General features: G+C 70.5%; 22 protein-coding genes. 11 read left to right on the plus strand and 11 right to left on the minus strand.

Going from position 1 to position 21,364, the window contains the following annotated elements:
• A complete protein-coding gene (serC, locus tag ABXJ52_RS16280) occupies positions 1-1,119 on the plus strand; it encodes a phosphoserine transaminase (RefSeq protein ID WP_367043084.1) in 1,119 nt (372 codons plus the stop codon).
• Between the two features lie 138 nt (positions 1,120-1,257).
• On the opposite strand, the gene ABXJ52_RS16285 is transcribed toward serC, so the two are convergent.
• Entirely contained in the window at positions 1,258-2,103 is an 846-nt protein-coding gene (locus ABXJ52_RS16285; RefSeq protein ID WP_367043086.1) for an ABC transporter permease, read from the minus strand.
• Complete coding sequence (locus ABXJ52_RS16290; protein WP_367043088.1) at positions 2,100-3,122, minus strand: ATP-binding cassette domain-containing protein; 1,023 nt, start codon at positions 3,120-3,122, stop codon at positions 2,100-2,102. The genes ABXJ52_RS16285 and ABXJ52_RS16290 overlap by 4 nt, the downstream gene beginning before the upstream one ends.
• Positions 3,123-3,255: 133 nt before the next feature.
• On the opposite strand from ABXJ52_RS16290, the gene ABXJ52_RS16295 reads away from it, so the two are divergent.
• Complete coding sequence (locus ABXJ52_RS16295; protein ID WP_367043090.1) at positions 3,256-4,041, plus strand: TetR/AcrR family transcriptional regulator; 786 nt, start codon at positions 3,256-3,258, stop codon at positions 4,039-4,041.
• A gap of 12 nt (positions 4,042-4,053) precedes the next feature.
• Here the strand turns inward: ABXJ52_RS16295 and ABXJ52_RS16300 are convergent, their stop codons facing one another.
• Positions 4,054-5,070: a WD40 repeat domain-containing protein gene (locus ABXJ52_RS16300; protein WP_367043091.1), complete on the minus strand. Its 1,017-nt coding sequence runs from the start codon at positions 5,068-5,070 to the stop codon at positions 4,054-4,056.
• 96 nt (positions 5,071-5,166) lie between these two features.
• Here ABXJ52_RS16300 and ABXJ52_RS16305 point away from each other — a divergent pair, with 96 nt between their 5' ends.
• Entirely contained in the window at positions 5,167-5,931 is a 765-nt protein-coding gene (locus ABXJ52_RS16305) for an SGNH/GDSL hydrolase family protein (protein ID WP_367043092.1), read from the plus strand.
• Positions 5,932-6,009: 78 nt separating this feature from the next.
• The gene (locus ABXJ52_RS16310; protein ID WP_367043094.1) at positions 6,010-6,204 is read left to right on the plus strand and encodes a hypothetical protein; all 195 of its coding nucleotides are present in this window, start codon (positions 6,010-6,012) and stop codon (positions 6,202-6,204) included.
• A gap of 55 nt (positions 6,205-6,259) precedes the next feature.
• Here the strand turns inward: ABXJ52_RS16310 and ABXJ52_RS16315 are convergent, their stop codons facing one another.
• Entirely contained in the window at positions 6,260-6,766 is a 507-nt protein-coding gene (locus ABXJ52_RS16315; protein WP_367043096.1) for a carboxymuconolactone decarboxylase family protein, read from the minus strand.
• A 15-nt stretch (positions 6,767-6,781) separates the two neighbouring features.
• Here ABXJ52_RS16315 and ABXJ52_RS16320 point away from each other — a divergent pair, with 15 nt between their 5' ends.
• The 3 genes from ABXJ52_RS16320 to ABXJ52_RS16330 all read left to right on the plus strand — a co-directional run bounded on the left by ABXJ52_RS16320 (position 6,782) and on the right by ABXJ52_RS16330 (position 9,048).
• The gene (locus ABXJ52_RS16320) at positions 6,782-7,327 is read left to right on the plus strand and encodes a MarR family transcriptional regulator (RefSeq protein WP_367043099.1); all 546 of its coding nucleotides are present in this window, start codon (positions 6,782-6,784) and stop codon (positions 7,325-7,327) included.
• Between the two features lie 82 nt (positions 7,328-7,409).
• Positions 7,410-7,997 (plus strand): Uma2 family endonuclease, encoded by a 588-nt coding sequence (locus ABXJ52_RS16325; RefSeq protein WP_367043100.1) that lies wholly within the window; start codon positions 7,410-7,412, stop codon positions 7,995-7,997.
• Positions 7,998-8,055: 58 nt separating this feature from the next.
• Positions 8,056-9,048, plus strand: a complete 993-nt coding sequence (locus tag ABXJ52_RS16330) for an aldo/keto reductase (protein WP_367043101.1) — start codon at positions 8,056-8,058, stop codon at positions 9,046-9,048.
• 137 nt (positions 9,049-9,185) lie between these two features.
• On the opposite strand, the gene thpR is transcribed toward ABXJ52_RS16330, so the two are convergent.
• Complete coding sequence (gene thpR / locus ABXJ52_RS16335; RefSeq protein ID WP_367043103.1) at positions 9,186-9,755, minus strand: RNA 2',3'-cyclic phosphodiesterase; 570 nt, start codon at positions 9,753-9,755, stop codon at positions 9,186-9,188.
• Positions 9,756-9,940: 185 nt separating this feature from the next.
• Between thpR and ABXJ52_RS16340 the strand changes: the two genes are divergently transcribed.
• Positions 9,941-10,459, plus strand: a complete 519-nt coding sequence (locus ABXJ52_RS16340) for a GNAT family N-acetyltransferase (RefSeq protein WP_367043104.1) — start codon at positions 9,941-9,943, stop codon at positions 10,457-10,459.
• A gap of 16 nt (positions 10,460-10,475) precedes the next feature.
• Here ABXJ52_RS16340 and ABXJ52_RS16345 read toward each other — a convergent pair whose 3' ends face one another.
• Positions 10,476-11,813, minus strand: coding sequence for an MFS transporter (locus ABXJ52_RS16345; protein WP_367043106.1), 1,338 nt, complete (start codon positions 11,811-11,813; stop codon positions 10,476-10,478).
• 74 nt (positions 11,814-11,887) lie between these two features.
• A complete protein-coding gene (locus ABXJ52_RS16350; RefSeq protein ID WP_367043108.1) occupies positions 11,888-12,325 on the minus strand; it encodes a MarR family transcriptional regulator in 438 nt (145 codons plus the stop codon).
• Between the two features lie 144 nt (positions 12,326-12,469).
• On the opposite strand from ABXJ52_RS16350, the gene ABXJ52_RS16355 reads away from it, so the two are divergent.
• Complete coding sequence (locus ABXJ52_RS16355; protein WP_367043109.1) at positions 12,470-12,652, plus strand: ribbon-helix-helix protein, CopG family; 183 nt, start codon at positions 12,470-12,472, stop codon at positions 12,650-12,652.
• A 38-nt stretch (positions 12,653-12,690) separates the two neighbouring features.
• Here the strand turns inward: ABXJ52_RS16355 and ABXJ52_RS16360 are convergent, their stop codons facing one another.
• A complete protein-coding gene (locus tag ABXJ52_RS16360; protein ID WP_367043111.1) occupies positions 12,691-14,139 on the minus strand; it encodes an NCS2 family permease in 1,449 nt (482 codons plus the stop codon).
• Positions 14,140-14,420: 281 nt separating this feature from the next.
• On the opposite strand from ABXJ52_RS16360, the gene ABXJ52_RS16365 reads away from it, so the two are divergent.
• Both ABXJ52_RS16365 and ABXJ52_RS16370 read left to right on the plus strand, forming a co-directional pair.
• On the plus strand, positions 14,421-14,690 hold the full coding sequence (locus tag ABXJ52_RS16365; protein ID WP_367043113.1) for a DUF2530 domain-containing protein: 270 nt from the start codon (positions 14,421-14,423) through the stop codon (positions 14,688-14,690).
• A 114-nt stretch (positions 14,691-14,804) separates the two neighbouring features.
• Positions 14,805-17,207 carry an HAD-IC family P-type ATPase gene (locus ABXJ52_RS16370; RefSeq protein WP_367043114.1) on the plus strand — a complete coding sequence of 801 codons (2,403 nt, stop codon included), beginning with the start codon at positions 14,805-14,807 and terminating at the stop codon, positions 17,205-17,207.
• Positions 17,208-17,290: 83 nt separating this feature from the next.
• Here the strand turns inward: ABXJ52_RS16370 and ABXJ52_RS16375 are convergent, their stop codons facing one another.
• From ABXJ52_RS16375 to ABXJ52_RS16385, 3 genes are all read right to left on the minus strand, one after another.
• A complete protein-coding gene (locus ABXJ52_RS16375; protein WP_367043116.1) occupies positions 17,291-17,650 on the minus strand; it encodes a hypothetical protein in 360 nt (119 codons plus the stop codon).
• Entirely contained in the window at positions 17,647-18,117 is a 471-nt protein-coding gene (locus ABXJ52_RS16380; RefSeq protein WP_367043118.1) for a prevent-host-death family protein, read from the minus strand. Before ABXJ52_RS16380 ends, ABXJ52_RS16375 begins: the two co-directional genes overlap by 4 nt.
• 70 nt (positions 18,118-18,187) lie before the next feature.
• Entirely contained in the window at positions 18,188-21,334 is a 3,147-nt protein-coding gene (locus ABXJ52_RS16385; RefSeq protein WP_367043120.1) for a molecular chaperone Hsp90, read from the minus strand.
• Positions 21,335-21,364: the final 30 nt, after the last annotated feature.

Below are 21,364 nucleotides of genomic sequence, written 5' to 3' on the forward strand. Positions count from 1 at the left end.
GTGGCTGAGATCCAGATTCCCGCTGACATCAAGCCCGCCGACGGACGTTTCGGCGCGGGCCCCTCCAAGGTGCGCACGGAGGCGCTGGACGCGCTCGCCGCCACCGGTACCTCTCTGCTCGGCACCTCCCACCGCCAGGCCCCGGTCAAGAACCTGGTCGGCAAGGTGCGCGACGGTGTGCGCGACCTCTTCTCCCTCCCCGAGGGTTACGAGGTGATCCTGGGCAACGGCGGCTCCACCGCCTTCTGGGACGTCGCGACGCACGGCCTCATCGAGAACAAGTCGCAGCACCTCGCCTTCGGCGAGTTCTCGTCCAAGTTCGCCAAGGCCGCCAAGCTCGCCCCGTGGCTCGCCGAGCCCACCGTGATCAAGAGCGAGCCGGGCACGCACCCGGAGCCGCAGGCCGAGGCGGGCGTGGACGTGTACGCGTTCACGCACAACGAGACCTCGACCGGCGTCGCCGCCCCCATCAAGCGGGTGGCGGGCGCGGACGAGGGTTCCCTCGTTCTGGTGGACGCGACCTCCGGCGCGGGCGGCCTGCCGGTCGACATCGCCGAGACGGACGTCTACTACTTCGCCCCGCAGAAGTCCTTCGCCTCCGACGGCGGCCTGTGGATCGCCGCGTTCTCGCCGGCCGCGATCGAGCGTGCCGAGCGCATCCACGCGAGCGGCCGGCACGTCCCGGAGTTCTTCAGCCTCCCGACGGCGATCGACAACTCCCGCAAGAACCAGACGTACAACACCCCGGCGCTCGCCACGCTCTTCCTGCTCGCCGAGCAGCTGGAGTGGATGAACGGCCAGGGCGGCCTGGAGTTCACCACCGGCCGCACGGCCGCCTCCTCGCGCACGCTGTACGGGTGGGCCGAGGAGTCCAAGTACGCGACGCCGTTCGTCACGGACCCCGCCAAGCGCTCGCAGGTCATCGGCACGATCGACTTCGCGGACGAGATCGACGCCGCCGCGGTGGCGAAGGCTCTGCGGGCCAACGGGGTCGTTGACACCGAGCCGTACCGCAAGCTCGGCCGTAATCAGCTGCGCGTGGCGATGTTCCCGGCGATTGATCCTTCGGATGTCGAGGCGCTGACGAAGTGCATCGACTACGTCATCGAGAAGCTCTAGCTTCGGCAGTTCTACGTGGATGGGGGCGCTCGGCAGGATCATCTGCCGAGCGCCCCCATCTCTGCGTGGACAACGCTCAGTCCACACCTGCGGGTGCGTCGTGGCTGGTCGCGCAGTTTCCCCGCGCCCCTTACGGGGCTACCGGCTCAGCTGCTTGAACTTCCGTACCGCCAGCGGCAGGAACAGGAGTGAGATCGCGATCGGCCAGACCACGGCCATTAGGACCGCGTTCTGCTCGACCCAACTCGCCCCGCCCGCCCCGGGGTTGCCGAACAGCTCGCGCGCGGCCGTGCCCGTGGAGGAGACCGGGTTCCAGGCCGCGATCGGCGCCAGCCAGTCCGGCATCAGGGACGGCGCGACGAAGACGCTGGAGATCATGGTGAGCGGGAAGGCGACCGCGTAGAGCCCGCCCGCCGCCTCCGGGGTCGGCACCACCAGGCCCAGGAACACGCCCACCCAGATCAGGCTGAACCGCAGGAACAGCAGCAGGCCGAAGGCGGCCAGGGTCTCCGGCAGCCCCGCACTCGACCGCCAGCCGATCGCGAGCGCGGTGAGCGCGAGGATCGTCAGCTCGGCGCAGGCCACGATCAGGTCGGCGAGGCCGCGCCCCGCCGCCACCGCCGAAGGGGCCATCGGCATCGAACGGAAGCGGTCGATGACGCCCTTGGTGGAGTCCGTGACCACCGCCATCGCGGTGTTCATGAAGCCGAAGGCCATGGTCATCACGAACATGCCGGGCATCAGGAACTGCTTGTAGTCGCCGTCGTCGCCCCCGCCGGGCACCTTCATCGCCTCGCCGAAGACGAATCCGTACAGGAGCACGGAAATGATCGGGAAGCCGAGCTGCCAGGCGATGTTGACGGGCTGGCGCTGGAACTGGGTGAGGTAGCGGCGGGTGACGTTCCAGGTGTCGGACAGGGCCCAGTGGAGGCGGCCTCGCACGGGTGGCGCGTCCGCGCCTTCAGCCGTCAGTACGGTGCTCATGCCGCGACTCCCGTCTTGTCGTCGATTCCGGCGGCGGCTTCCGCGGGAGCGGTCGCCCCTTCCTCGTCCTCCGTGCGGTGTCCGGTCAGCCGCAGGAACACGTCGTCGAGGCTGGGCCTGCGCAGTCCGATGTCCTCGACCGCGACTCCCTGGTCCTGGAGGGTCCGTGCCACGTCCGTCAGGGCGCCGACCCGGTCGGTCACGGCCGCCTGGACGCGCCGCTCCAGGTCGACGGCCTCGGGCACGCCTTTTGCGACCCGGGCGACGGCCTTCAGGGCCGCCGGCAGGTCGGCGGCCTCGCGCACCACGACCTCCAGATAGCTGCCGCCCACCGTGTTCTTCAGGCCGTCCGGGGTGTCGTCGGCGATGGCGCGGCCCTGGTCGATGACGGTGATCCGGGAGGCCAGCTTGTCGGCCTCCTCCAGATACTGCGTGGTGAGCAGGACGGTCGTGCCGTCCTCGACCAGCTTCCGTACGGTGTCCCAGACTTCGAGGCGGCCACGCGGGTCGAGTCCGGTGGTCGGCTCGTCCAGGAAGAGGACGGCGGGCGCGAGGATCATCGACGCGGCGAGGTCGAGCCTGCGCCGCATGCCGCCGCTGTACTGGCCCGCTCCCTTGCCGGCCGCGTCCACCAGGTCGAACTGCTCCAGGAGTTCCTGGGCGCGCCGCGCGGCCAGCCTGCCGCCCAGGTGGAAGAGGCGGCCGAACATCTCCAGGTTCTGCCGGCCGGTGAGGACCTCGTCGACCGCCGCGTACTGGCCGGTGAGGCCGATGCGGCTGCGCACGACGTCCGGCCTGCGCATCACGTCCGCGCCCGCGACCTCGGCGCGTCCGCCGTCGAGCCGCACCAGCGTCGCGAGGATGCGCACGGCGGTGGTCTTGCCCGCGCCGTTCGGGCCGAGCAGTCCGTGCACCGTGCCGCGCTCCACGTGCAGGTCGAACGCGTCCAGGGCCTTCTTCTCGCCGTAGCGCTTGTCGAGCCCATCGGCCCGCACCGCGTATTCGTCCGTCTCGCCCACTGCCCCTCCAGCCCTTCACGTCCCGGTCGCCGGGACCCCAAATGGGTACGCCGTACTCAATAGAGAGTACACCGTACTCAATTTTGCGGGTACACCGTACCCAATTTCTGGTCGGACGATTAGGCTGACCGTCATGACGAGCACGAACGGCAGTGAGACCCAGCGCACCGGCAGCGACATCGCCCGCAGCCTGGAGCTGCTCTGGGGCGAGGGCGAACGGCCCACGCGCGGCCCCAAGCCCGGCCTCACCCTGGAGCGGATCGTCACCGAGGCGGTGCGCCTCGCGGACGCCGAGGGGCTCTCGGCGGTCTCGATGCGCCGCCTGTCCACGGAGCTCGGCACCGGCACGATGTCCCTGTACCGCTATGTGCCGGGCAAGGGCGAGCTGATCGACCTGATGCTGGACCGGGTGTACATGCCGCCCGCCGACGCCCGGCCCCCGGGCGGCGGCTGGCGCGAGGCCGCGGAGACGTACGCCCGCGAGACGCTCGTCCTCTACCGCGCGCACCCCTGGCTGCTCCAGGTGAACCAGGCACGCCCGGTGCTCGGCCCCGGCTCGGTCGGCGGCCTTGAGCTGACCCTGGCCGGCATCAAGTCGATGGGCCTGAGCGACCCCGAACTGATCGGCGTGATCGTCATGATCGAGGGGTACGTCACCGGGGTCGCCCGCACGCAGGTGCACGAGGTCGAGGCGGTGAAGAAGAGCGGCCTGACGGACGCGGCGTTCTGGGAGGCGCAGACCCCGACCCTCGGCCGCATCATGAACAGCGGCCGCTACCCCCACCTCGCCGGACTCTCCGACGACGCGTTCGGCTCGCAGTTCGACCATTTCGAGTTCGGCCTGCAGCGCCTGCTCGACGGGCTCGACGTCCTGGTGGCCCGGCGCGACGCGGAGACGGGCGCCGCCGGGGAGGCCTGAGCCCCCGCCCGGTCAGCTGCGCCGGAACACCCGCTTGAGACCGAAGAAGGCGGCGAGCACCACGGCGAGGGCCAGCGCGCCCACCTTGAGGTCGCCGGTGAGACCGGAGCCCCCGTCGCCACCCGCCTCGCCCGAACTGCCTGCTCCGGACGATGAGTTGTGGCCGCCGCCCGCGCCCTCCACCTCGACGGGCTCGACGTCGCCCTGCGCGCCTTCGGTGCCGTACATGAGGGTCGTCCCGTCGGGGGTGTACGTCACGGACTCGCCCTGCCGCTGCAACGGCACGCTCAACCGCCCCTGGCGCTCGGGCTTCTCGCCCCCGCCCTTCCAGGTGTACGAGACACCGCCGAGGTAGCCCCGCAGTGCGAGCTGCTTGCCGTCGGGCGAGAAGGCGCCGTCCGTGGTCCAGAGCCCGGTGTCGCCGAGCCGCTTGAAGACGTTGGTGCCGGAGGCGGACATCTGCTCCGGCCCCTCGTACAGGCCGCCGCCCTCCTCCTTCTTGTCGGCGATGTAGATCCGCCCGGTCCTGGGGTGCACCATCAGCGCCTCGGCGTCGCGCGCCCCGTCCTCGTACTTCACCGTGTACTGGGTGGCGCGCACCGTCCGGTCCGTCAGCTTCTTCGGCTCGGGCAGCTTGTAGATCCACACGTGGGACCAGGTGCCGCCGAGGTTGTCGCCGATGTCACCGACGTAGATGTTGCCGTCGCCGCCGACCGAGACGGCCTCCACGTCACGGGGCGTGCCGACGCCGGTCAGGGTGATGGTGGCGACGGTCCTGCCCGTCCGGCCGTCCACCGCGTAGAGCAGGGCGCCGTTCTTGTCCTGGTCGTTGTGCGTCCAGTAGATGCCCGGGTGGGCGCGGGAGGCGGCGAGGCCGCTGGACTCGATGACGCGGGGGTCCTTGATGGTGAACCCGTCGTGGCTGTCGTCGGCGGCGGCGGGGCCGGAGACACTCAGCAGGACCAGGGACCCGGCGGCGACGGCACCCATGGCGCCCAGGGCACCCATCGAAGAACGCAGTGAACGCATGGGCCAAGCCTGCCACCCCCGCGCGGAGTGACGGACGTCCGCCGGGTGTTCAGCCTCACATCGCAGGCCGGGGCGTTGATCCGCGATGATGAGCGGATGCTCAGGTTCATGTTCGTCGGCGACTCGATGACGATCGGCAGCGCGGGGGAACACACCTGGCGCCACCGCATGTGGCAGCACCTGCGGGCCACGCTCGGTGACACGGCCTTCGCCGTGGTGGGCCCGCGCACGGCGCTGCACGACAAGGCGTCCGGCGAACCGGTCTCGCATGCCTACGCCGACGCGGACCCCGGCTTCCCGCGCCACCACTTCGCGGGCTGGGGCGAGGGCTGGCTGCACATGGCGCCGCAGATCGCCGACGCGGTGCGACGGGACAGCCCGGACGTCCTGCTCATCTCCCTCGGCCTGATCGACCTGGGTTTCTACACGAACGCGGACCAGACAGCCGGGAACGTACGCCGTTTCGTGGCGGAGGCCCGGTCGGCGAACCCGCACATCCGCCTCGTGCTGCTGCCCGTGATACCGAACATCCGGGCCCGCACGGACGCCCCGTTCGCGGCGGAGGTGGCCCGTTTCAACGTGCTCCTCGCCAAGGCGGTGGCGGACCTCGACACGGGCGCGTCCCCGCTGCTCCTGGCCTCGACCCCGCCGTCGTACGACATCGACACCGACACGTACGACGGCACGCACCCGGGCGCGAGCGGCGAGCACAAGCTGGCGGCGGCTTTCGCGGACGCGATGCACCAGGCGTGGAGCCTCGGCGCCCCGTACGCGACGACGCGCCCGCCCCTCCCATCGCTGCCGCCCTTGCCCCGCGCGTGGCCCCCGTTGGGGGAGCACATGACCGGGGTGTCCTTGTAGCTGTAGACATCCCCAGCGGCATGGGCGACATCTCCCCAACAGGGGTGCCCCGCACGGCGGTACGGCATGATCGCTCCCATGAACTACCAGGAGCGCAGGCTCCAGCGCGTCGTCTGGACCTACACGGGCTTCACCATCATCGGCGTCGCCGTCGGCTTCGGCTTCGCCGTCCTGGCCGGCCTCGGGGACACCGGCCGGTCCGCGTCCGTCGGCGCGTGCGCGATCGTCGGCGTCGGTGCCGCGGTGGCGTACCTGCTGCGATCGGCGGACTGACGTGGCCCGCAGCCGTATCCCTCGGCTGCTTGCGGCCCCGTCACCCAGCCGTGCGTCACGTGGCCCGCGTCAGGCGGTTGGCCAGGGTCGACATCGTGTACGTGCCGATCCCCATCACGACTTCGAGGGCGTTGCGTTCCGTGTAGCCGTGGGCGAGGAACGCCTTCAGGTCTTCGTCCCCCACGCCGCCCGCGGTGGCGAGCACCTCCAGCGTGAACTGCCGCACTGCCTCAAGGCGTTCGTCACTCAGCGCCTCGCCCTGCCGCAGGGCGGCGATGAGCTCCGTGCCGGCGCCCAGCTTGCGCAGCTTGGCGGTGTGCATGGTCACGCAGATGTGGCAGTCGTTGCGTACGGCGACGGTCATGATGACGACCTCCCGCGCCACGGGCTCCAGCGTCGACCGCTCGAAGGACGCGCTCAACTCCAGGAATCCGTTGAGCAGTTCGGGTGACTCGGCGAGCAGGGCCACCGCGCTCGGCGTCTTCCCGAAGGCGGCAGCGGTGCGCTCCATCGCGGCGCGGGACGCTGCCGGTGCGCTCTCCACGGTGTGCTCGGTGAACAAGAAGTACCCCCTACGATGGACAACGTGGTTGACGATAAGAAGGTAAACCAGGTTGTCGATTCCCGCAAGGCCCCGGAGGAGCGCAAGGCCCCTGCGGAGGACGGGCCCGGCTTCGAGCTGCCCCTCCTCCTCTTCGCCGGGTTCCGCACCCTGATCGACCGGCTCCACGCCGAGCTGGCCCGCCAGGGCCACCCGGACGTGCGCCCGGCCCACGGCTTCGCGATGCAGGCGATCGGCGCGCGGGGCGCGAGCGCGAGCGAGGTGGGCCGCCGGCTCGGCGTCTCCAAGCAGGCCGCGGGCAAGACCATCGACCGCCTCATCGCCCTCGGCTACGCGGAACGCACCGACGACCCCGCCGACGCCCGCCGCAAACTGGTCCGCCTCACCCCGCAGGGCACCGACGCCCTACGCCGGTCGGCGGCGGTCCTCGACGAACTGCGGACGGAGTGGGCCTCCGCCCTGGGCGCCCGCCGCCTGCGCGCGATGGAGGACGACCTGCGCACGGTCGTACCACCGGACGCGTTCCGCCTGGACGCGGCGGGGTGGCTCGGGGGCTCGTGACCGGACGTGACCTCGGCTCCGTGCGTATCGTTGTACTGCGCGGCTGCACTCGACCGAGCGGCAGCCGGGGAGGAGCGCCACGATGACCGTCGTAGACGACAGGATCGAGATGGCTGAGATCGGCGCCAAGCTCACCTTGGACATGATGTTCGAGTGGCTTGAGAGGATGCCCGTCCCCGAGGGAATCAAGACCGAGATCGTCGGGGGGCACATCTTCATGTCGCCGCAGCGGAACACCCACTGGGCCATCACCTTCGGCATCCTGACCCAGCTCAGCACCCGCTTCTCGATTGAGCGCCAGAAGTCCGACGTACGCATCGATTACCCGGGGCACCTGAACGGCTTCGCCAGCGACGTGACACTGGTGTCAGAAGACGCCGTCATGAATGACAAGGGGCAATGGCGTCATGAAGACGTCGAGTTTGTGGCCGAAGTGATCTCCAAGAGCACGGCGACGAACGACTACGGCCCGAAGAAGGCCGCCTACGCCGCAGCCAATGTCCCTGTCTATGTGATTGCCGACCCCTACCAGGGCAGGATCTACGTCCACACCGACCCCAAGGAGGGCGAGTACACAACCGAGTCGAAGTACGGCTTTGGTGAGGACATCGACCTCACCAACACCCTCCTCGAACTCACCCTCAAAACCGACGCCTTCCCCCGCGACTGACCTCCCCGGTCCCCACTCTCTTGCCTGGAGCCCACTCCAAGACATTGACTGGGCGACCATGGAGTACACGCAGCTGGGACGCACAGGACTCAAGGTCAGTCGACTCGCGCTCGGGACCATGAACTTCGGGCCACTGACCAACGAGCCCGACAGCCACACGATCATGGACGCCGCGCTCGACGCGGGCATCAACTACTTCGACACCGCCAACGTCTACGGGTGGGACGAGAACAAGGGCCGCACCGAGGAGATCCTCGGCACGTGGTTCACGCAGGGCGGCGAGCGGCGCGACAAGACCGTCCTCGCCACCAAGATGTACGGGAACATGGCGCTCGACGGAAAGCCGGCGTGGCCCAACCACGACCTGCTCTCGGCGGTCAACATCCGCCGCTCCGTGGAGGCTTCGCTCAAGCGGCTGCAGACCGACTACATCGACATCTACCAGTTCCACCACATCGACCGCCGCACTCCCTTCGAGGAGATCTGGCAGGCGATTGACGTGCTGATCGGCCAGGGCAAGATCCTCTACGCGGGTTCATCGAACTTCCCCGGATACAAGATCGCCCAGGCCAACGAGATCGCCTCGCGGCGCGGCAGCTACGGCCTCGTCAGCGAGCAGTGCCTCTACAACCTCGCCGAGCGCAGCGCCGAGATGGAGGTCATCCCGGCCGCCCAGGACTACGGCCTCGGCGTCATCCCGTGGTCGCCGCTGCACAGCGGGCTGCTCGGCGGCGTGCTGAAGAAGGAGGGCGAGGGCAAGCGGCGCGCGGGTGGGCGTGCCGCCCAGGAGCTCGCGAAGCCCGAGGTGCGCGCGCGGGTCCAGGCCTACGAGGACCTCCTCGACAAGCACGGCCTCGCGCCGGGCGAGGTGGCACTGGCGTGGCTGCTCACCCGGCCCGGCATCACGGGGCCGATCGTCGGGCCGCGTACGCCCGAGCAGCTCACCAGCGCGCTGCGCGCGGTCGATCTCAAACTCTCGGACGAGCTGCTCGACGCCCTGGACGAGATCTTCCCGGGGCCGGGGCCTTCGCCGGAGTCCTTCGCCTGGTGATCAGCTGAGGTGTGCGGCCGCGGTCATCGCCTCCGTCTCACTGGCCGACCGCGGCCGCCACTGCCACGACGACGAACATCAGCACGAGCACACCGGCCATGATCCGGTTCCTGGTTTTCGGGTCCACGTAGTCGAGGTTAACCGGCTCCGCCCAGTGGCCATCGACCGACCACCTCATAACGGGGCCGCTCCCCCGGCACCCCGCTCACGGGCAGATTGCTCCGTACGAGGGTCAGCTCGGCCACGGTCCACTCCGTACCGTCGAAGTCCGCGAGGGCGTCGGCGTACGCGCGCAGGGACGGCTCTCCGTGGCCGCGGGCCAGGGTCAGGTGGGGGCGGTAGTGGCGGTGCTCCTCCATGGGGATGCCGGACTTGCGGGCTGCGGCGTCCGCCCTTCGGGCGAGGAGGCGCAGGGCTTCCACGTCGCCGCGGGCCCCTGCCCACAGGGCTCGGTCGCCGAAGTGGCCTCCGGCGTGGAGGGCGAGGGGGAAGGGGGGTGTGCGGTGCGCGGCTCGCTCCAGGCGGGTGGAGAGCTCCGGGACCGCCTCGTCGGGTACTTCCGCCATGAAGGCGAGCGTGAAGTGCCAGCTCTCGCGGCGCGTCCAGCGGAGGTCTTCGGCGCCCGGCAGCGTCTTCAACTTCTCCACTGCGTGGGCCAGTTCGTCTGCCGCCGCGGGAGGCGGCAGGAGTGCCGCGAAGAGTCTCATGGGGTGAGTTTCGCCTCCGGCGGGGTCTTTCCCCAACCCCGCCCCTTCCCGGCTGTGACATTTGCGGCTCCGCCGCGGGCCGCTCCGGCGCGGGGGCCTTGCGTGCCGCAATCACCGGCTTCGCCGAGTTCGTCCTCAAACGCCGGACGGGCTGAAATCCAGCGGCCTGGGGAAAAGATGACCGCATGGACAGCCACAGCCACATAACCATCCGCCCCACCGGCCCCGACGACATCCCCACCGTTCTCGCCCTCTTCGACGAAGCCGTCGCCTGGCTCGTGTCGCAGGGCCGTACCGGACAGTGGGGCGACCAACCCTGGTCGACGAACCCCAAGACCATCGCCCTGGTGGAGAAGTATCTGACCACCGGCTCCGCCTGGATCGCGGAGATCGGCGGGCAGCCGGTCGGCACGGTCACGCTGACCGACGGGCCGGGGTCGTACATCCCGCCGGTGGACGAGCCGGAGCGCTACATCCACCTGCTGGCCTCCCGGCACGGCACGGGCGCGGGCGCCGCCCTCCTGGCGCATGCGGCCGAGGAGACCCGGAAGCAGGGGGTCTCCCTGCTCCGGGTCGACTGCTACGCGGGCGGCGACGGCAAGCTCGTGGCGTTCTACGAGCGCAACGGCTTCACACGGACCGAGACCTTCGTCGAGCAGGACGGCACCTGGCCGGGCCAGATCCTGGCCCGGCGGGTGTCGTAGCCGGACGGGAAGCGGCCTACGCCGCCGTTGCCAGCTGTTCGCGCGGCACGAACTGCACGTGCTGCCGCCCGCGCCGCAGATCCACCTTGAGCCGCAGGTTCGCGGCGCGGGCCAGCATCAGGCCGACGCCGACCGCGGCCACGGCGCAGATGAGGCCGCCCACGGCCATGCTGACGCGCACTCCGTACGCGTCGGCGAGCCAGCCGAAGAGGGGGCCGCCCAGCGGCGTACCGCCGGTGAAGACCATCATGAAGAGGGACATCACCCGGCCCCGCATCTCGGGGTCGGTGGCCATCTGGACCGAGGAGTTGGCGGTGACGTTCACCGTCAGACCGAGGATGCCGATCGGCACGATCAGCGCGACGAACATCCAGAGGTCAGGCGCGAAGGCCGCCACGATCTGCAGCACGCCGAAGGCGATCGCCGCCCCTGCGAGCAGCCGCAGGCGTGAGGTCCCGCGCCGGGCGGCGAGCAGAGCGCCCGCGAGGGAGCCGATGGCCATCAGGGTGTTGAAGAGCCCGTACATCCCCACGCCGCCGTGGAAGATGTCGTCCGCGAAGGCGCTCAGCCAGATCGGGAAGTTGAACCCGAAGGTGCCGATGAAGCCGACGAGGACGATCGGCCAGATCAGTTCGGGGTGCTTGGAGACGTAGTTCAGGCCTTCCCTCAGCTGTCCCTTGCCGCGCGGCTTGCGCGGTGTGGGGTGCAGCTCGCGGGTGCGCATCAGCATCAGGCCGGTGAGCGGCGCGAGGAAGGACAGGCCGTTGGCGAGGAACGCCCAGCCGGGTCCGACGGCGGCGGTGAGGCCACTGGCCACGGCGGGGCCGATGAGGCGTGCGGACTGGAAGTTGGCGGAGTTCAGGCTGACCGCGTTGCGCACCTGGTCGGGGCCGACCATCTCGGACACGAACGACTGCCGGGTCGGGTTGTCGACGACCGTGACGAGACCCGTGAAGAACGCCGCGAGGTAGACGTGCCAGACCTGGACGTTGCCGCTCAGGGTGAGCGCCGCCAGGAACAGGCCGCTGATGCTCATCGCGCCCTGGGTGCAGAAGAGCAGCTTCCGCTTGGCGAAGCGGTCGGCGATGACGCCGCCGTACAGACCGAACAGAAGCATCGGCAGGAACTGCATCGCGGTGGTGATGCCGACCGCGGCCGAGGAGCCCGTGAGGCTCAGGACCAGCCAGTCCTGGGTGATGCGCGCCATCCACGTGCCGGTGTTGGAGACAACGGCGCCGGAGGCGAAGAGCCGGTAGTTGCGGATCTTCAGCGAGCTGAACATCGACGACTTGGCGGGGGCTTTGTCGAGGGTGGTTGGTGCGGGGGCGGAGTCTGCTCCGGATCCCGTACTCAAAGTGGGTTCGCCTCCTTGGCGTCGTACGGACACGCGGCGGGCGGGGTCCCACCGCGCGCGCTTTCTACAGCTGTCTACAGATGTGCGAGCTTCTCCAGGACGGGCGCGGCGGCGCGCAGTCGCTCCCACTCGTCCTCGTCGAGGTGCTCGGCCAGGCCGGCCAGCCAGGCGTTCCGCTTGCGGCGGCTCTCCTCGAGCATGGCCTCGGCCGTCTCCGTCTGGGTCACCACCTTCTGGCGGCGGTCCTCGGGATGCGGTTCGAGCCGGACGAGACCCTTGGCTTCGAGCAGCGCGACGATGCGGGTCATCGACGGCGGCTGCACGTGTTCCTTGCGGGCCAGCTCACCGGGGGTGGCGTGGCCGCAGCGGGCGAGGGTGCCGAGCACCGACATCTCGGTGGGGCTCAGCGACTCGTCGACCCGCTGGTGCTTGAGTCGACGGGACAGGCGCATCACGGCGGAGCGCAGGGAGTTCACGGCGGCGGCGTCGTCACCATGGGAGAGGTCCGGCATGTTCGTTAGAATAACTCATTACTCTAGCTAAGGACCACCCGGGTTCCCGCGTCACACGTCACAGAACCCTTTCGTCACCCATATGAGTGAGGTGACTTCGGAAAGCAGGACAAGGGCCGCCGGGCGGCATGGACCCTGTCACGCATGGGATCGACAGTGCTCAGCCTGCGAATAGACGGTGAGCTGCTCGACCGGCTCAAGCAGCACGCCGCGAAAAGGGGAATGAGCGTCCAGGACTACGTGGTCGGGACGCTCATTCGCGGTGACTTCGACGAGCGTTTCCGCTCGGCCGTCGAAGAGACGGAAAAGTTCTACGGGGCGGCCTGACGGCCGCCCCGTGTGTACTGACACCCCCGGACCGCCGCCTACGTGAGGCCCAGCGCCGGCATCAGGTAGTAGAAGGCGAAGACGGCCGACACGATGTACATGGCGACCGGCACCTCGCGGGCGCGGCCCGAGGCCAGCCTCAGCGCGGTGAAGCTGATGAAGCCGATGCCGATGCCGTTCGTGATCGAGTACGTGAACGGCATCATCATCATCGTCAGGAACGCCGGAATGGCGATGGTGAAGTCCGTCCAGTCGATCTGGCCGATCGAGCCGGACAGGATCAGGAAGCCGACCGCGAGCAGCGCGGGCGTGGCCGCCTGGGACGGGACCATCGTCGCGATGGGCGTGAGGAACAGCGCCACGGCGAAGAGACCGCCGGTGACGATGTTGGCGAAGCCCGTACGGGCGCCTTCGCCGACGCCCGCCGTGGACTCCACGAAGCAGGTGGTGGCGGACGAGGACGAGGCGCCGCCCGCGGCGACCGCGATGCCGTCGACGAACAGGACCTTGTTCATGCCCGGCATGTTGCCCTTGGCGTCGGTCAGCTTGGCCTCGTCGCCGACGCCCATGATCGTGCCCATGGCGTCGAAGAAGCAGGACAGGAGCACGGTGAAGACGAAGAGGATGCCGGTGAGCAGCCCGACCTTCTCGAAGCCGCCGAACAGGCTGACCTGACCGACGAGGCCGAAGTCCGGGGTCGCGACGGGGTTGCCGGGCCACTCGGGCGTCGTCAGGCCCCAGGAGGGCACGGTCGCGACCGCGTTGATGACCATCGCGACGATCGTCATGACGACGATGCTGATGAGGATCGCGCCCGGCACCTTGCGCACGAGCAGGCAGAGCGTGAGCACCGCGCCGAGCACGAAGACGAGCACGGGCCAGCCGTTGAGGTGCCCGTCGCCGCCGAGCTGCAGCGGGACCGTGGTCTGTGCGGCGTCCGGCATGCGCGAGACGAAGCCGGAGTCAACGAGGCCGATCAGCATGATGAAGAGGCCGATGCCGATCGCGATGCCCTTGCGCAGACCCAGCGGCACGGCGCTCATCACCCGCTCCCGCAGTCCGGTCGCCACGAGCAGCATCACGACGAAGCCCGCGAGGACGACCATGCCCATGGCGTCGGGCCACGACATGCGGGGCGCGAGCTGGAGGGCGACCACGGTGTTCACGCCGAGGCCGGCGGCGAGCGCGATCGGGACGTTGCCGATGACGCCCATGAGCAGCGTGGTGAAGGCGGCGACCAGGGCGGTGGCGGTCACCAGCTGGCCGTTGTCGAGCTGGTGCCCGTACATGTCCTTCGCGCTGCCCAGGATGATCGGGTTCAGGACGATGATGTACGCCATCGCGAAGAAGGTGGCGAAGCCGCCGCGGACTTCCCTGGCCAGGGTCGAGCCCCGCTCCGTGATCTTGAAGTACTTGTCGAGGCCCCCGTGCGGGGAATTCGGGTGCGGCGGTTTGGCATCGACCGGAGCAGTGGCCGAGGGGGACATGGGGAACCTCATGACCTGTGATGGAGAGACGTGCGGGGGAATGCGCCGAACCCGAACGAATTTGTATCTTCGCACGAAAGCAATCGGCCATTAATGAGCCGTTTCAGTATGAATACATGAAGGGGAATGCGCTATCTCCGCGCGTAGACCCTTGTGGCGCAAGGGTGCGCCGGGCCGGGAAAGGGCTCGTACCGGCCGATGCGCCGGGGCGGGAAAGGGCGCACACCGGCGGCGCACCGGCCGCGTGGGGGCCGCCGCCCGCCGCCTCGTAAGCTGGGCGCATGGAGAAGTGGACCCCCAAGCACGACGCGCCGGAGCCCCTGGAGGGCCCCGTCGTCGCCACCATCACGGGCGGCACGATCCTCTGGTTCGTCCTCTTCCTGGTGCAGCTGCCCTTCTACGGCTGGTTCGACGACCGCGACGCGACCTGGTGGGTGTGGACCTGCCTGGCCGGCGCCGGCCTCGGCCTGATCGGCATCTGGTACGTGCGGGGCCGCGACGCCGCCCTCAAGCGGGACGCGGAGCGCAAGGCGCAGACCGCCGCGGAGTAACGCGCGCCCCGCGGTCGCGTACGTACAACCACGGGAGTGTCCGTGTCCTACCGTGGTCGCATCTTTGGGGCGCTCAAGGGGTGAAGCCCCCTCCCCGCCCGTACCGTCGATGCCATGACGCATATCGACGCGGGCGCCGAGCTCGACCCGGTCCACCCGGTGGCGCCGCCCAGCGGACGCGCGACGGGTCTGACCGCCGCCGAGGTCGCCGAGCGGGTCGCACGCGGCGAGGTCAACGACGTACCGATCCGCAGTTCACGGTCCGCCACCGAGATCGTCCGGGCGAACGTCTTCACCCGCTTCAACGCGATCATCGGCGTGCTCTGGGTGATCATGCTCTTCGTCGCGCCGATCCAGGACTCCCTCTTCGGCTTCGTGATCGTCGCCAACACGGGCATCGGCATCATCCAGGAGCTGCGCGCCAAGAAGACCCTGGACGGACTCGCGGTCATCGGCGAGGCGAAGCCGACCGTGCGGCGCGACGGCACCGCGGCCGAGATCTCCACCTCCGAGATCGTCCTCGGCGACCTGGTGGAACTGGGCCCCGGCGACAAGATCGTCGTGGACGGCGAGGCGGTCGAGACCGAGAGCCTGGAGGTCGACGAGTCGCTCCTGACCGGTGAGGCCGACCCGGTCATCAAGAAGCCCGGCGACAAGATGATGTCGGGCTCCTTCGTGGTCGCGGGCGGCGGCGCGTTCACCGCTACGAAGGTCGGCCGCGAGGCGTACGCGGCGCAGCTGGCCGAGGAGGCCAGCCGCTTCACGCTCGTCCACTCCGAGCTGCGCTCCGGCATCTCCACGATCCTCAAGTACGTGACGTGGCTGATGGTCCCGACCTCGATCGGCCTGATCATCAGCCAGCTCGTCGTCAAGGACGACAACTTCAAGGAGTCCATCGCCTACACCGTGGGCGGGATCGTCCCCATGATCCCGGAGGGCCTCGTGCTCCTCACCTCGGTCGCCTTCGCGATCGGCGTGATCCGCCTCGGCCGCCAGCAGTGCCTGGTCCAGGAACTCCCCGCGATCGAGGGCCTGGCCCGCGTCGACACGGTCTGCCTCGACAAGACCGGCACCCTCACCGAGGGCGGCATGGACGTCACCGAGTTGCGTCCCCTGAACGGCACGGACGAGACGTACGTACGGAAGGTCCTCGGCGCCCTGGGGGAATCCGACCCGCGGCCGAACGCCTCGCTCCAGGCGATCATCGACGCCTACCCCGACAGCGAGGAGTGGCGCTGCACGGAGTCGCTGCCCTTCTCCTCGGCCCGCAAATACAGCGGCGCCTCCTTCAGCGAGGGCGACGGCGACGACTCGGCGTGGCTGCTCGGCGCCCCGGACGTGCTGCTGCCCGACGGCGACCCGTCCCTCGCCGAGATCGAGGACCTGAACCAACAGGGCCTGCGCGTACTGCTCCTGGCCCGCGCCGCCGGTGCGCTTGACGACCCGGACGTGGCCTCGGGGGCCCGCGCGACCGCCTTGGTCGTCCTGGAGCAGCGGCTGCGCCCGGACGCCGCGGACACCCTGCGGTACTTCGAGGAGCAGGACGTCAGCGCGAAGGTCATCTCGGGAGACAACGCGGTCTCCGTGGGCGCGGTCGCCGGGAAGCTGAGCCTGCCGGGCGCGGAGAACACCGTGGACGCCCGCAAGCTGCCCACGGAACAGGGCGAGATGGCCGAGGCCCTGGACGCCAACTCCGTCTTCGGCCGTGTCACCCCGCAGCAGAAGCGCGACATGGTGGGCGCCCTCCAGTCACGCGGCCACACGGTCGCGATGACGGGCGACGGCGTGAACGACGTCCTGGCCCTGAAGGACGCCGACATCGGCGTCTCGATGGGCTCGGGCTCCGAGGCGACGCGGGCGGTCGCGCAGATCGTGCTACTGAACAACAGCTTCGCGACGCTGCCCTCGGTGGTCGCGGAGGGCCGCCGGGTCATCGGCAACATCACGCGGGTGGCGACGCTGTTCCTGGTGAAGACGGTCTACTCGGTGGTCATCGCACTGCTTGTGGTCTGCTCGCAGGTGGAGTACTTGTTCCTGCCGCGCCACTTGACGCTCCTGTCGACCCTGACGATCGGCGTCCCGGCCTTCTTCCTCGCCCTCGCGCCCAACAAGGAGAGGGCCAAGCCGCACTTCGTACGAAGGGTCATGCGGTACGCGATCCCGGGCGGGGTCGTCGCGGGCGCCGCCACCTTCTGCACGTATCTGCTCGCCCGGAGCCACTACTCGGGCGCGGGCGCACGGGAAGCCGAGACCAGCGCGGCCACGCTGGCGCTGTTCCTGATCGCCATGTGGGTCCTCGCGATCATCGCCCGCCCCTACACGTGGTGGCGGCTCGGTCTGATCGGCGTGATGGGTCTCGGCTTCCTGCTGGTGCTGACCGTGCCGTGGCTCCAGGACTTCTTCCAACTGAAGCTGGTGGGCACGACGATGCCGTGGGCAGCGGTCGCCATCGCGGCGGCGGCCTCCCTGATCATCGAGATCATCTTCCGCTGGGTGGGCCGCCGCTTTCCGGCGTGACGTCCGGGCTCAGGGCGCGGGCCGGGCTCGGGCTCGGGCTCGGGCTCGGGCTCGGGCTCGGGCTCGGGCTCGGGCTCGGGCTTTCAACGGCTGTCGGTGTCCTTGGGGTGCCGCAGAGCCGCGTACAGGACCCAGACGGTTCGCTTGCCGGGGTCGATGACATAGCGGACACGTCCCCCGCTGGTGATCTCGTACTCCCACTGATCGAGATCACACCCGTTGTGCCGGTGTCTGGCGAGGGCGCCGCGCAGACGGTGCTGCCGGTCCGGATTGGTCGGTGCGTCGGGGGTGGCGCGCAGCACGGACAGGCAACGGCGGGCGTTGGCCAGGGCCAGGCGACACAGCTCTTCCCAGCCTCTGGCGGCCTCGCTGGTGCCGAACCGCACGTCCCACTCGTCCTCGGGAGGTGGCACCGTCACCCTGTCGCCGCGTTTCGGCGTCATCCGGGGAGGTCCACCGGCCCGAAGTCGCCCTCGGTGGCCTCTGCGACCGCGCGGTGCTCTGCCGGGTCCGCCTTGATGCGGGCCGTGGCACGCCAGCCTGCGATGACCTCTGCGGCGTTACGGTCGAGGTCCAATTCGGCCGCGTCCGACAGTGCCTCGACCAACTCGACCGTGAACTCCCGCACCTCCGGGTCCTCCAGATGCCGAGCCCAGGGGAAGACTTCCGGTATGGCCAGGAGCAGCGCTCGGACGCTCGCGTCGTGACGCATCAGGGCGACGAACACCCGCGAGGCTGTGGTCAGCGACTGGTCCCGCTGGTCCTCGCGACCGGCCTCGGTCAGGTAGAAATCTTGCGCGTCCCGGTGTGTGACGCGCAGCCTGCCCAGCCGCGCCGCCCGCTCGGCGACGGCCTTCGGGTTCCGGGAGAGGTCGGAGAAGGTCACGGCTTCGGGACGACTGAGGCTCATACGGCAACGGTACTCAGAATGTAATCTGATGTCGAGCGGATTTTCCCGATCCCGCCGGCCATAACCACCCTCAGTCGAACCAGCGATCCCGTTCCAGTTCCTCCGTCCGGGACGGATCCTCCAGCAGCGCCGCCACCTCGAAGCGCCGCGGCCACTGCCCCGCCGCCCAGGCGAGCCCCGCGGCCACGCCCTCCAGCGTCGCGGCATGCACCGTGCCGTCCGGGCTCCGCCGCCAGTCCAGCTCCACGCCCCCCGCGGTGAGTTCCTCGTACTCGACGTACGTCGAAGGCGTCGCGGGGCCGAGAAGGACCCGCACAGCATCCAGCACAGGATGCTCGACCCCCTCCCCCGAGGGGGCGACCGCGGCCGTCTCGCTCAGCCTCCGCACCTGGAACAGCTCGGCCAGATCACCCGCCCTGCGGGGCTCCACCGGCAGCAGCGCCACACCCCCGGCCAGCGGCAACAGATCGGGCGCGTCGGCGACCACCGCGTCCGCCACGTCGACGACCACGACCTCACCGTCCACGACGGCTCGCACCTCGTCCGGCAGCGTCACCTGCTCCGGGTCAAGATCGGCCAGAGCCCCGTACAGCGCGTGCAGCTGCGCCGCCGAAACGGTCCTCTCCGGGTCCGCGAGCCGGTCGAGCAGCTCGGCCGCGCCGCCGGGCTCCTCCAGGAGCGCGGCGACCGACGTTCGGACGCCGAGCGCCCGCAGCACCTGCTCGTCGTCGAAACCGGCGGCATCGGCGGCGTCGTAGAGCCCTTCGAGCAGCGGATCGCCGCCCGAGGCCCGCAGACCGGCGGGACGCCGGCCGCCGAGCACGGGATTCCCGCGCAGCCACCACGCCGTGTACGACCGCACGCTCTCCGTCGTGCCGTCCGGCAGCAGGATCCGCAGCGGCTGCGTCAGGGCGTCCCGCAGCGGCGGGCGCGAGAGCATCGCGAGGGCCTGCGGCCAGCAGTCGTCGTCGACCAGGTCCAGGTCCCGTACGGCGATGATCTCGGTGGCGACGGGCGGGACGGGAGTCTCCGGCAGCCGGTCGAGGGTGTCCTCGCACCACACATCCACGGCATCGAGCAGCCCCGCGTCGTCCGGCTCCGCGAAGTCGCCGTCGCGCGGCTCCAGTTCGTCGGGGTCGAGCACGACGTCCGTGGCGCGGACCAGGGCGAAGGTGGCGAGCACACCGCACGCGGCCAGCGGCTGCTCGCCCCAGCGCTCGGCGAGCTCGGCGTCCACCGTGGCGAGTTCGTCCTCGCGCATGATCCGGGCGAAGGGGCTGCCGGGCAGGACGAGTTCACCGGCGGGAGCGAGTTCGCCCTCCTCGTCGGGCAGGGCGAGCGCGCCGAGCCAGGGCTCGTCGCCGGGCGCGAGGTTCGCGTCACGGGCGAGCGAGAGCACGGTGTCCGCGAGCTCCTCGGCGTCCGGGGCGTCCTCGTCCCACGTGTCGTCGTCCAGGGAGGCGGCGACGGCGGCACGTACCTGCGGGGTCGTCAGGACGGCGCGGGGCGTGGCGGGCAGGGCGCCGAGCTTCTCCAGGAGGGGATGCACGGCGTCGGGGTGCGCGACCTTCAGACCGAGGCGTACGAGGGCGGCCGGGTCGCTGTCGTCGCCGGTGACCGGCAGGAGGACCTGGCGGGGCCCGATGGTGGTGCGTCCGTCTGCGAGCGGGACAGGAAGCCCGGTGAGCCGGTCGGGGTCGACCCCGGCGAGGGTGTCGTACAGCCGGTGCCACCAGTCCGGCTCCCGCTCAAGGCCGGCGAGGCGGTCGATCGCCTCGGTCAGCGGGACCCGGGCGACCCCGAGGGTGCGCAGCTCGGCGCGCCGCTCGAGTCCCGCGGGCAGCAGGCTGGGCAGCACGTCGGCGAGCACGCGTACGGTGTCGGCGCCCGCGCCCTCCACGACCTCCGCGTCACGCGGCCGCAGCGCGACGGGGACCTCCCACTCGGGTACGTCGGGGTCCTGTTGGGGCACGGCCTCCACCGCGGGCGGCAGGAATGCCGTACGGGGCAGCCGGTCCAGGATGGCCTGGCGCAGGGCGCCGTCGAGCTCGCTCTTACCGAGGGGGCCGGGGACGAGGCTGATGATTCCTTCCCCGACGGGCCGCCAGTCGGCGAGGAGTTCGGCGTACGCGTCGGCCGCGCGCTGCACGAGGAAGTCGGTCAGGGGGCCTGGCGCCGCGTGCCGCCGGGTCGTGTCGAGCGGGAACGAGGCGATGAGCAGGGCAGGCACCCCGAGCGGCTCGTCGCTCGGGGTCGGCGCGTGCAGGACGGGGGCGCTGCGGGGCGCCTGCGGGGCGCCTTCGCGGTCGGTGGGGACGGCCCAGGTGACGGACCAGTGGGGCCGCAGCCGCTCCTCGACGGGCCGGTCGGCCAGGAGGTCCTGGCCGAGCGCGCCCCGCCGGCTGACGGTGCGCCAGCGGGTGTCGCCGTCGCGGGTGTCGGAGACGTCGACGTAGCCGGGCTCGGCGGTGCGGCGCAGGGTGCGGGAGGCGTGGTCGCCGACCTGGACGACGACTTCCTCGAGGCCCGGCAGGGCGAGCAGCAGAGCATCGTCGATCTCGTCGAGGAGCCGTACGACGAGGTCCTCCGCGGCGGCGTCCCGCAGGGGCAGGATGACGACGGTGTCGTACCCCTCCGGGGCGGAGCCTTCGGCGGCGAAGGGCAGCCGCAGGAGCGGCACGTGGCCGTCGCGGCGCCGGACCTCGTCACCCAGGCCGGGGCTGAAGCGGGCGGTGTCGGCGGCGAGTTCGCGTGCCTCGCTCAGGGACCAGCGGACTCCGCCCGTACGCCCCACGAGGGCGGGCTCGTCCGACACGGCGAGGACGGCGGCGAAGCCGACGCCGAAGCGCCCCACGGCGCCGTTGTCCTGCTCCCCGTCCCGCTCCTCCCGCTTGGCGGACGCGCGGAGGGTGGACAGGGACTCGACCCCGGTGGCATCGAGGGGGGTGCCGTTGTTGGCGGCGGCGAGGACTCCGTCCCGGAGGGTGAGGGCGAGACGTCCCGGGGCGCCGGCGCGGGCTGCGGCGTCAGCGGCGTTCTGCGCGAGCTCGACGATCAGGCGGTCCCTGTACCCGCCGAGGGCGAGGTCCTCCTCCGCGTTGGCGTCCTCCCGGAACCGGGCCGGGCTCGCCGCCCAGGCGTCGAGGACGCCCCGCCGGAGCCGTGCCGTGCCGAACGGGTCAGTACCCTCGGCCGCCGGCCGCACGGTCTTGCTCACGGTGTCGTCTCCCTCGCTCGGTTCGCGGGG

The sequence above is a fragment of the Streptomyces sp. Je 1-332 genome, assembly GCF_040730185.1.
Classification (GTDB): domain Bacteria; phylum Actinomycetota; class Actinomycetes; order Streptomycetales; family Streptomycetaceae; genus Streptomyces.

Coding starts and splice junctions, on each gene's coding strand:
- ABXJ52_RS16370 (WP_367043114.1), top strand. CDS start 14,805: ATGACGCATATCGACGCGGGCGCCGAGCTCGACCCGGTCCACCCGGTG.
- ABXJ52_RS16305 (WP_367043092.1), top strand. CDS start 5,167: ATGCTCAGGTTCATGTTCGTCGGCGACTCGATGACGATCGGCAGCGCG.
- ABXJ52_RS16380 (WP_367043118.1), bottom strand. CDS start 18,117: ATGAGCCTCAGTCGTCCCGAAGCCGTGACCTTCTCCGACCTCTCCCGG.
- ABXJ52_RS16355 (WP_367043109.1), top strand. CDS start 12,470: ATGGGATCGACAGTGCTCAGCCTGCGAATAGACGGTGAGCTGCTCGAC.
- ABXJ52_RS16330 (WP_367043101.1), top strand. CDS start 8,056: ATGGAGTACACGCAGCTGGGACGCACAGGACTCAAGGTCAGTCGACTC.
- ABXJ52_RS16375 (WP_367043116.1), bottom strand. CDS start 17,650: ATGACGCCGAAACGCGGCGACAGGGTGACGGTGCCACCTCCCGAGGAC.
- ABXJ52_RS16320 (WP_367043099.1), top strand. CDS start 6,782: ATGGACAACGTGGTTGACGATAAGAAGGTAAACCAGGTTGTCGATTCC.
- ABXJ52_RS16350 (WP_367043108.1), bottom strand. CDS start 12,325: ATGCCGGACCTCTCCCATGGTGACGACGCCGCCGCCGTGAACTCCCTG.
- ABXJ52_RS16340 (WP_367043104.1), top strand. CDS start 9,941: ATGGACAGCCACAGCCACATAACCATCCGCCCCACCGGCCCCGACGAC.
- ABXJ52_RS16295 (WP_367043090.1), top strand. CDS start 3,256: ATGACGAGCACGAACGGCAGTGAGACCCAGCGCACCGGCAGCGACATC.
- ABXJ52_RS16365 (WP_367043113.1), top strand. CDS start 14,421: ATGGAGAAGTGGACCCCCAAGCACGACGCGCCGGAGCCCCTGGAGGGC.
- ABXJ52_RS16325 (WP_367043100.1), top strand. CDS start 7,410: ATGACCGTCGTAGACGACAGGATCGAGATGGCTGAGATCGGCGCCAAG.
- thpR (WP_367043103.1), bottom strand. CDS start 9,755: ATGAGACTCTTCGCGGCACTCCTGCCGCCTCCCGCGGCGGCAGACGAA.
- ABXJ52_RS16300 (WP_367043091.1), bottom strand. CDS start 5,070: ATGCGTTCACTGCGTTCTTCGATGGGTGCCCTGGGCGCCATGGGTGCC.
- ABXJ52_RS16360 (WP_367043111.1), bottom strand. CDS start 14,139: ATGTCCCCCTCGGCCACTGCTCCGGTCGATGCCAAACCGCCGCACCCG.
- ABXJ52_RS16285 (WP_367043086.1), bottom strand. CDS start 2,103: ATGAGCACCGTACTGACGGCTGAAGGCGCGGACGCGCCACCCGTGCGA.
- ABXJ52_RS16310 (WP_367043094.1), top strand. CDS start 6,010: ATGAACTACCAGGAGCGCAGGCTCCAGCGCGTCGTCTGGACCTACACG.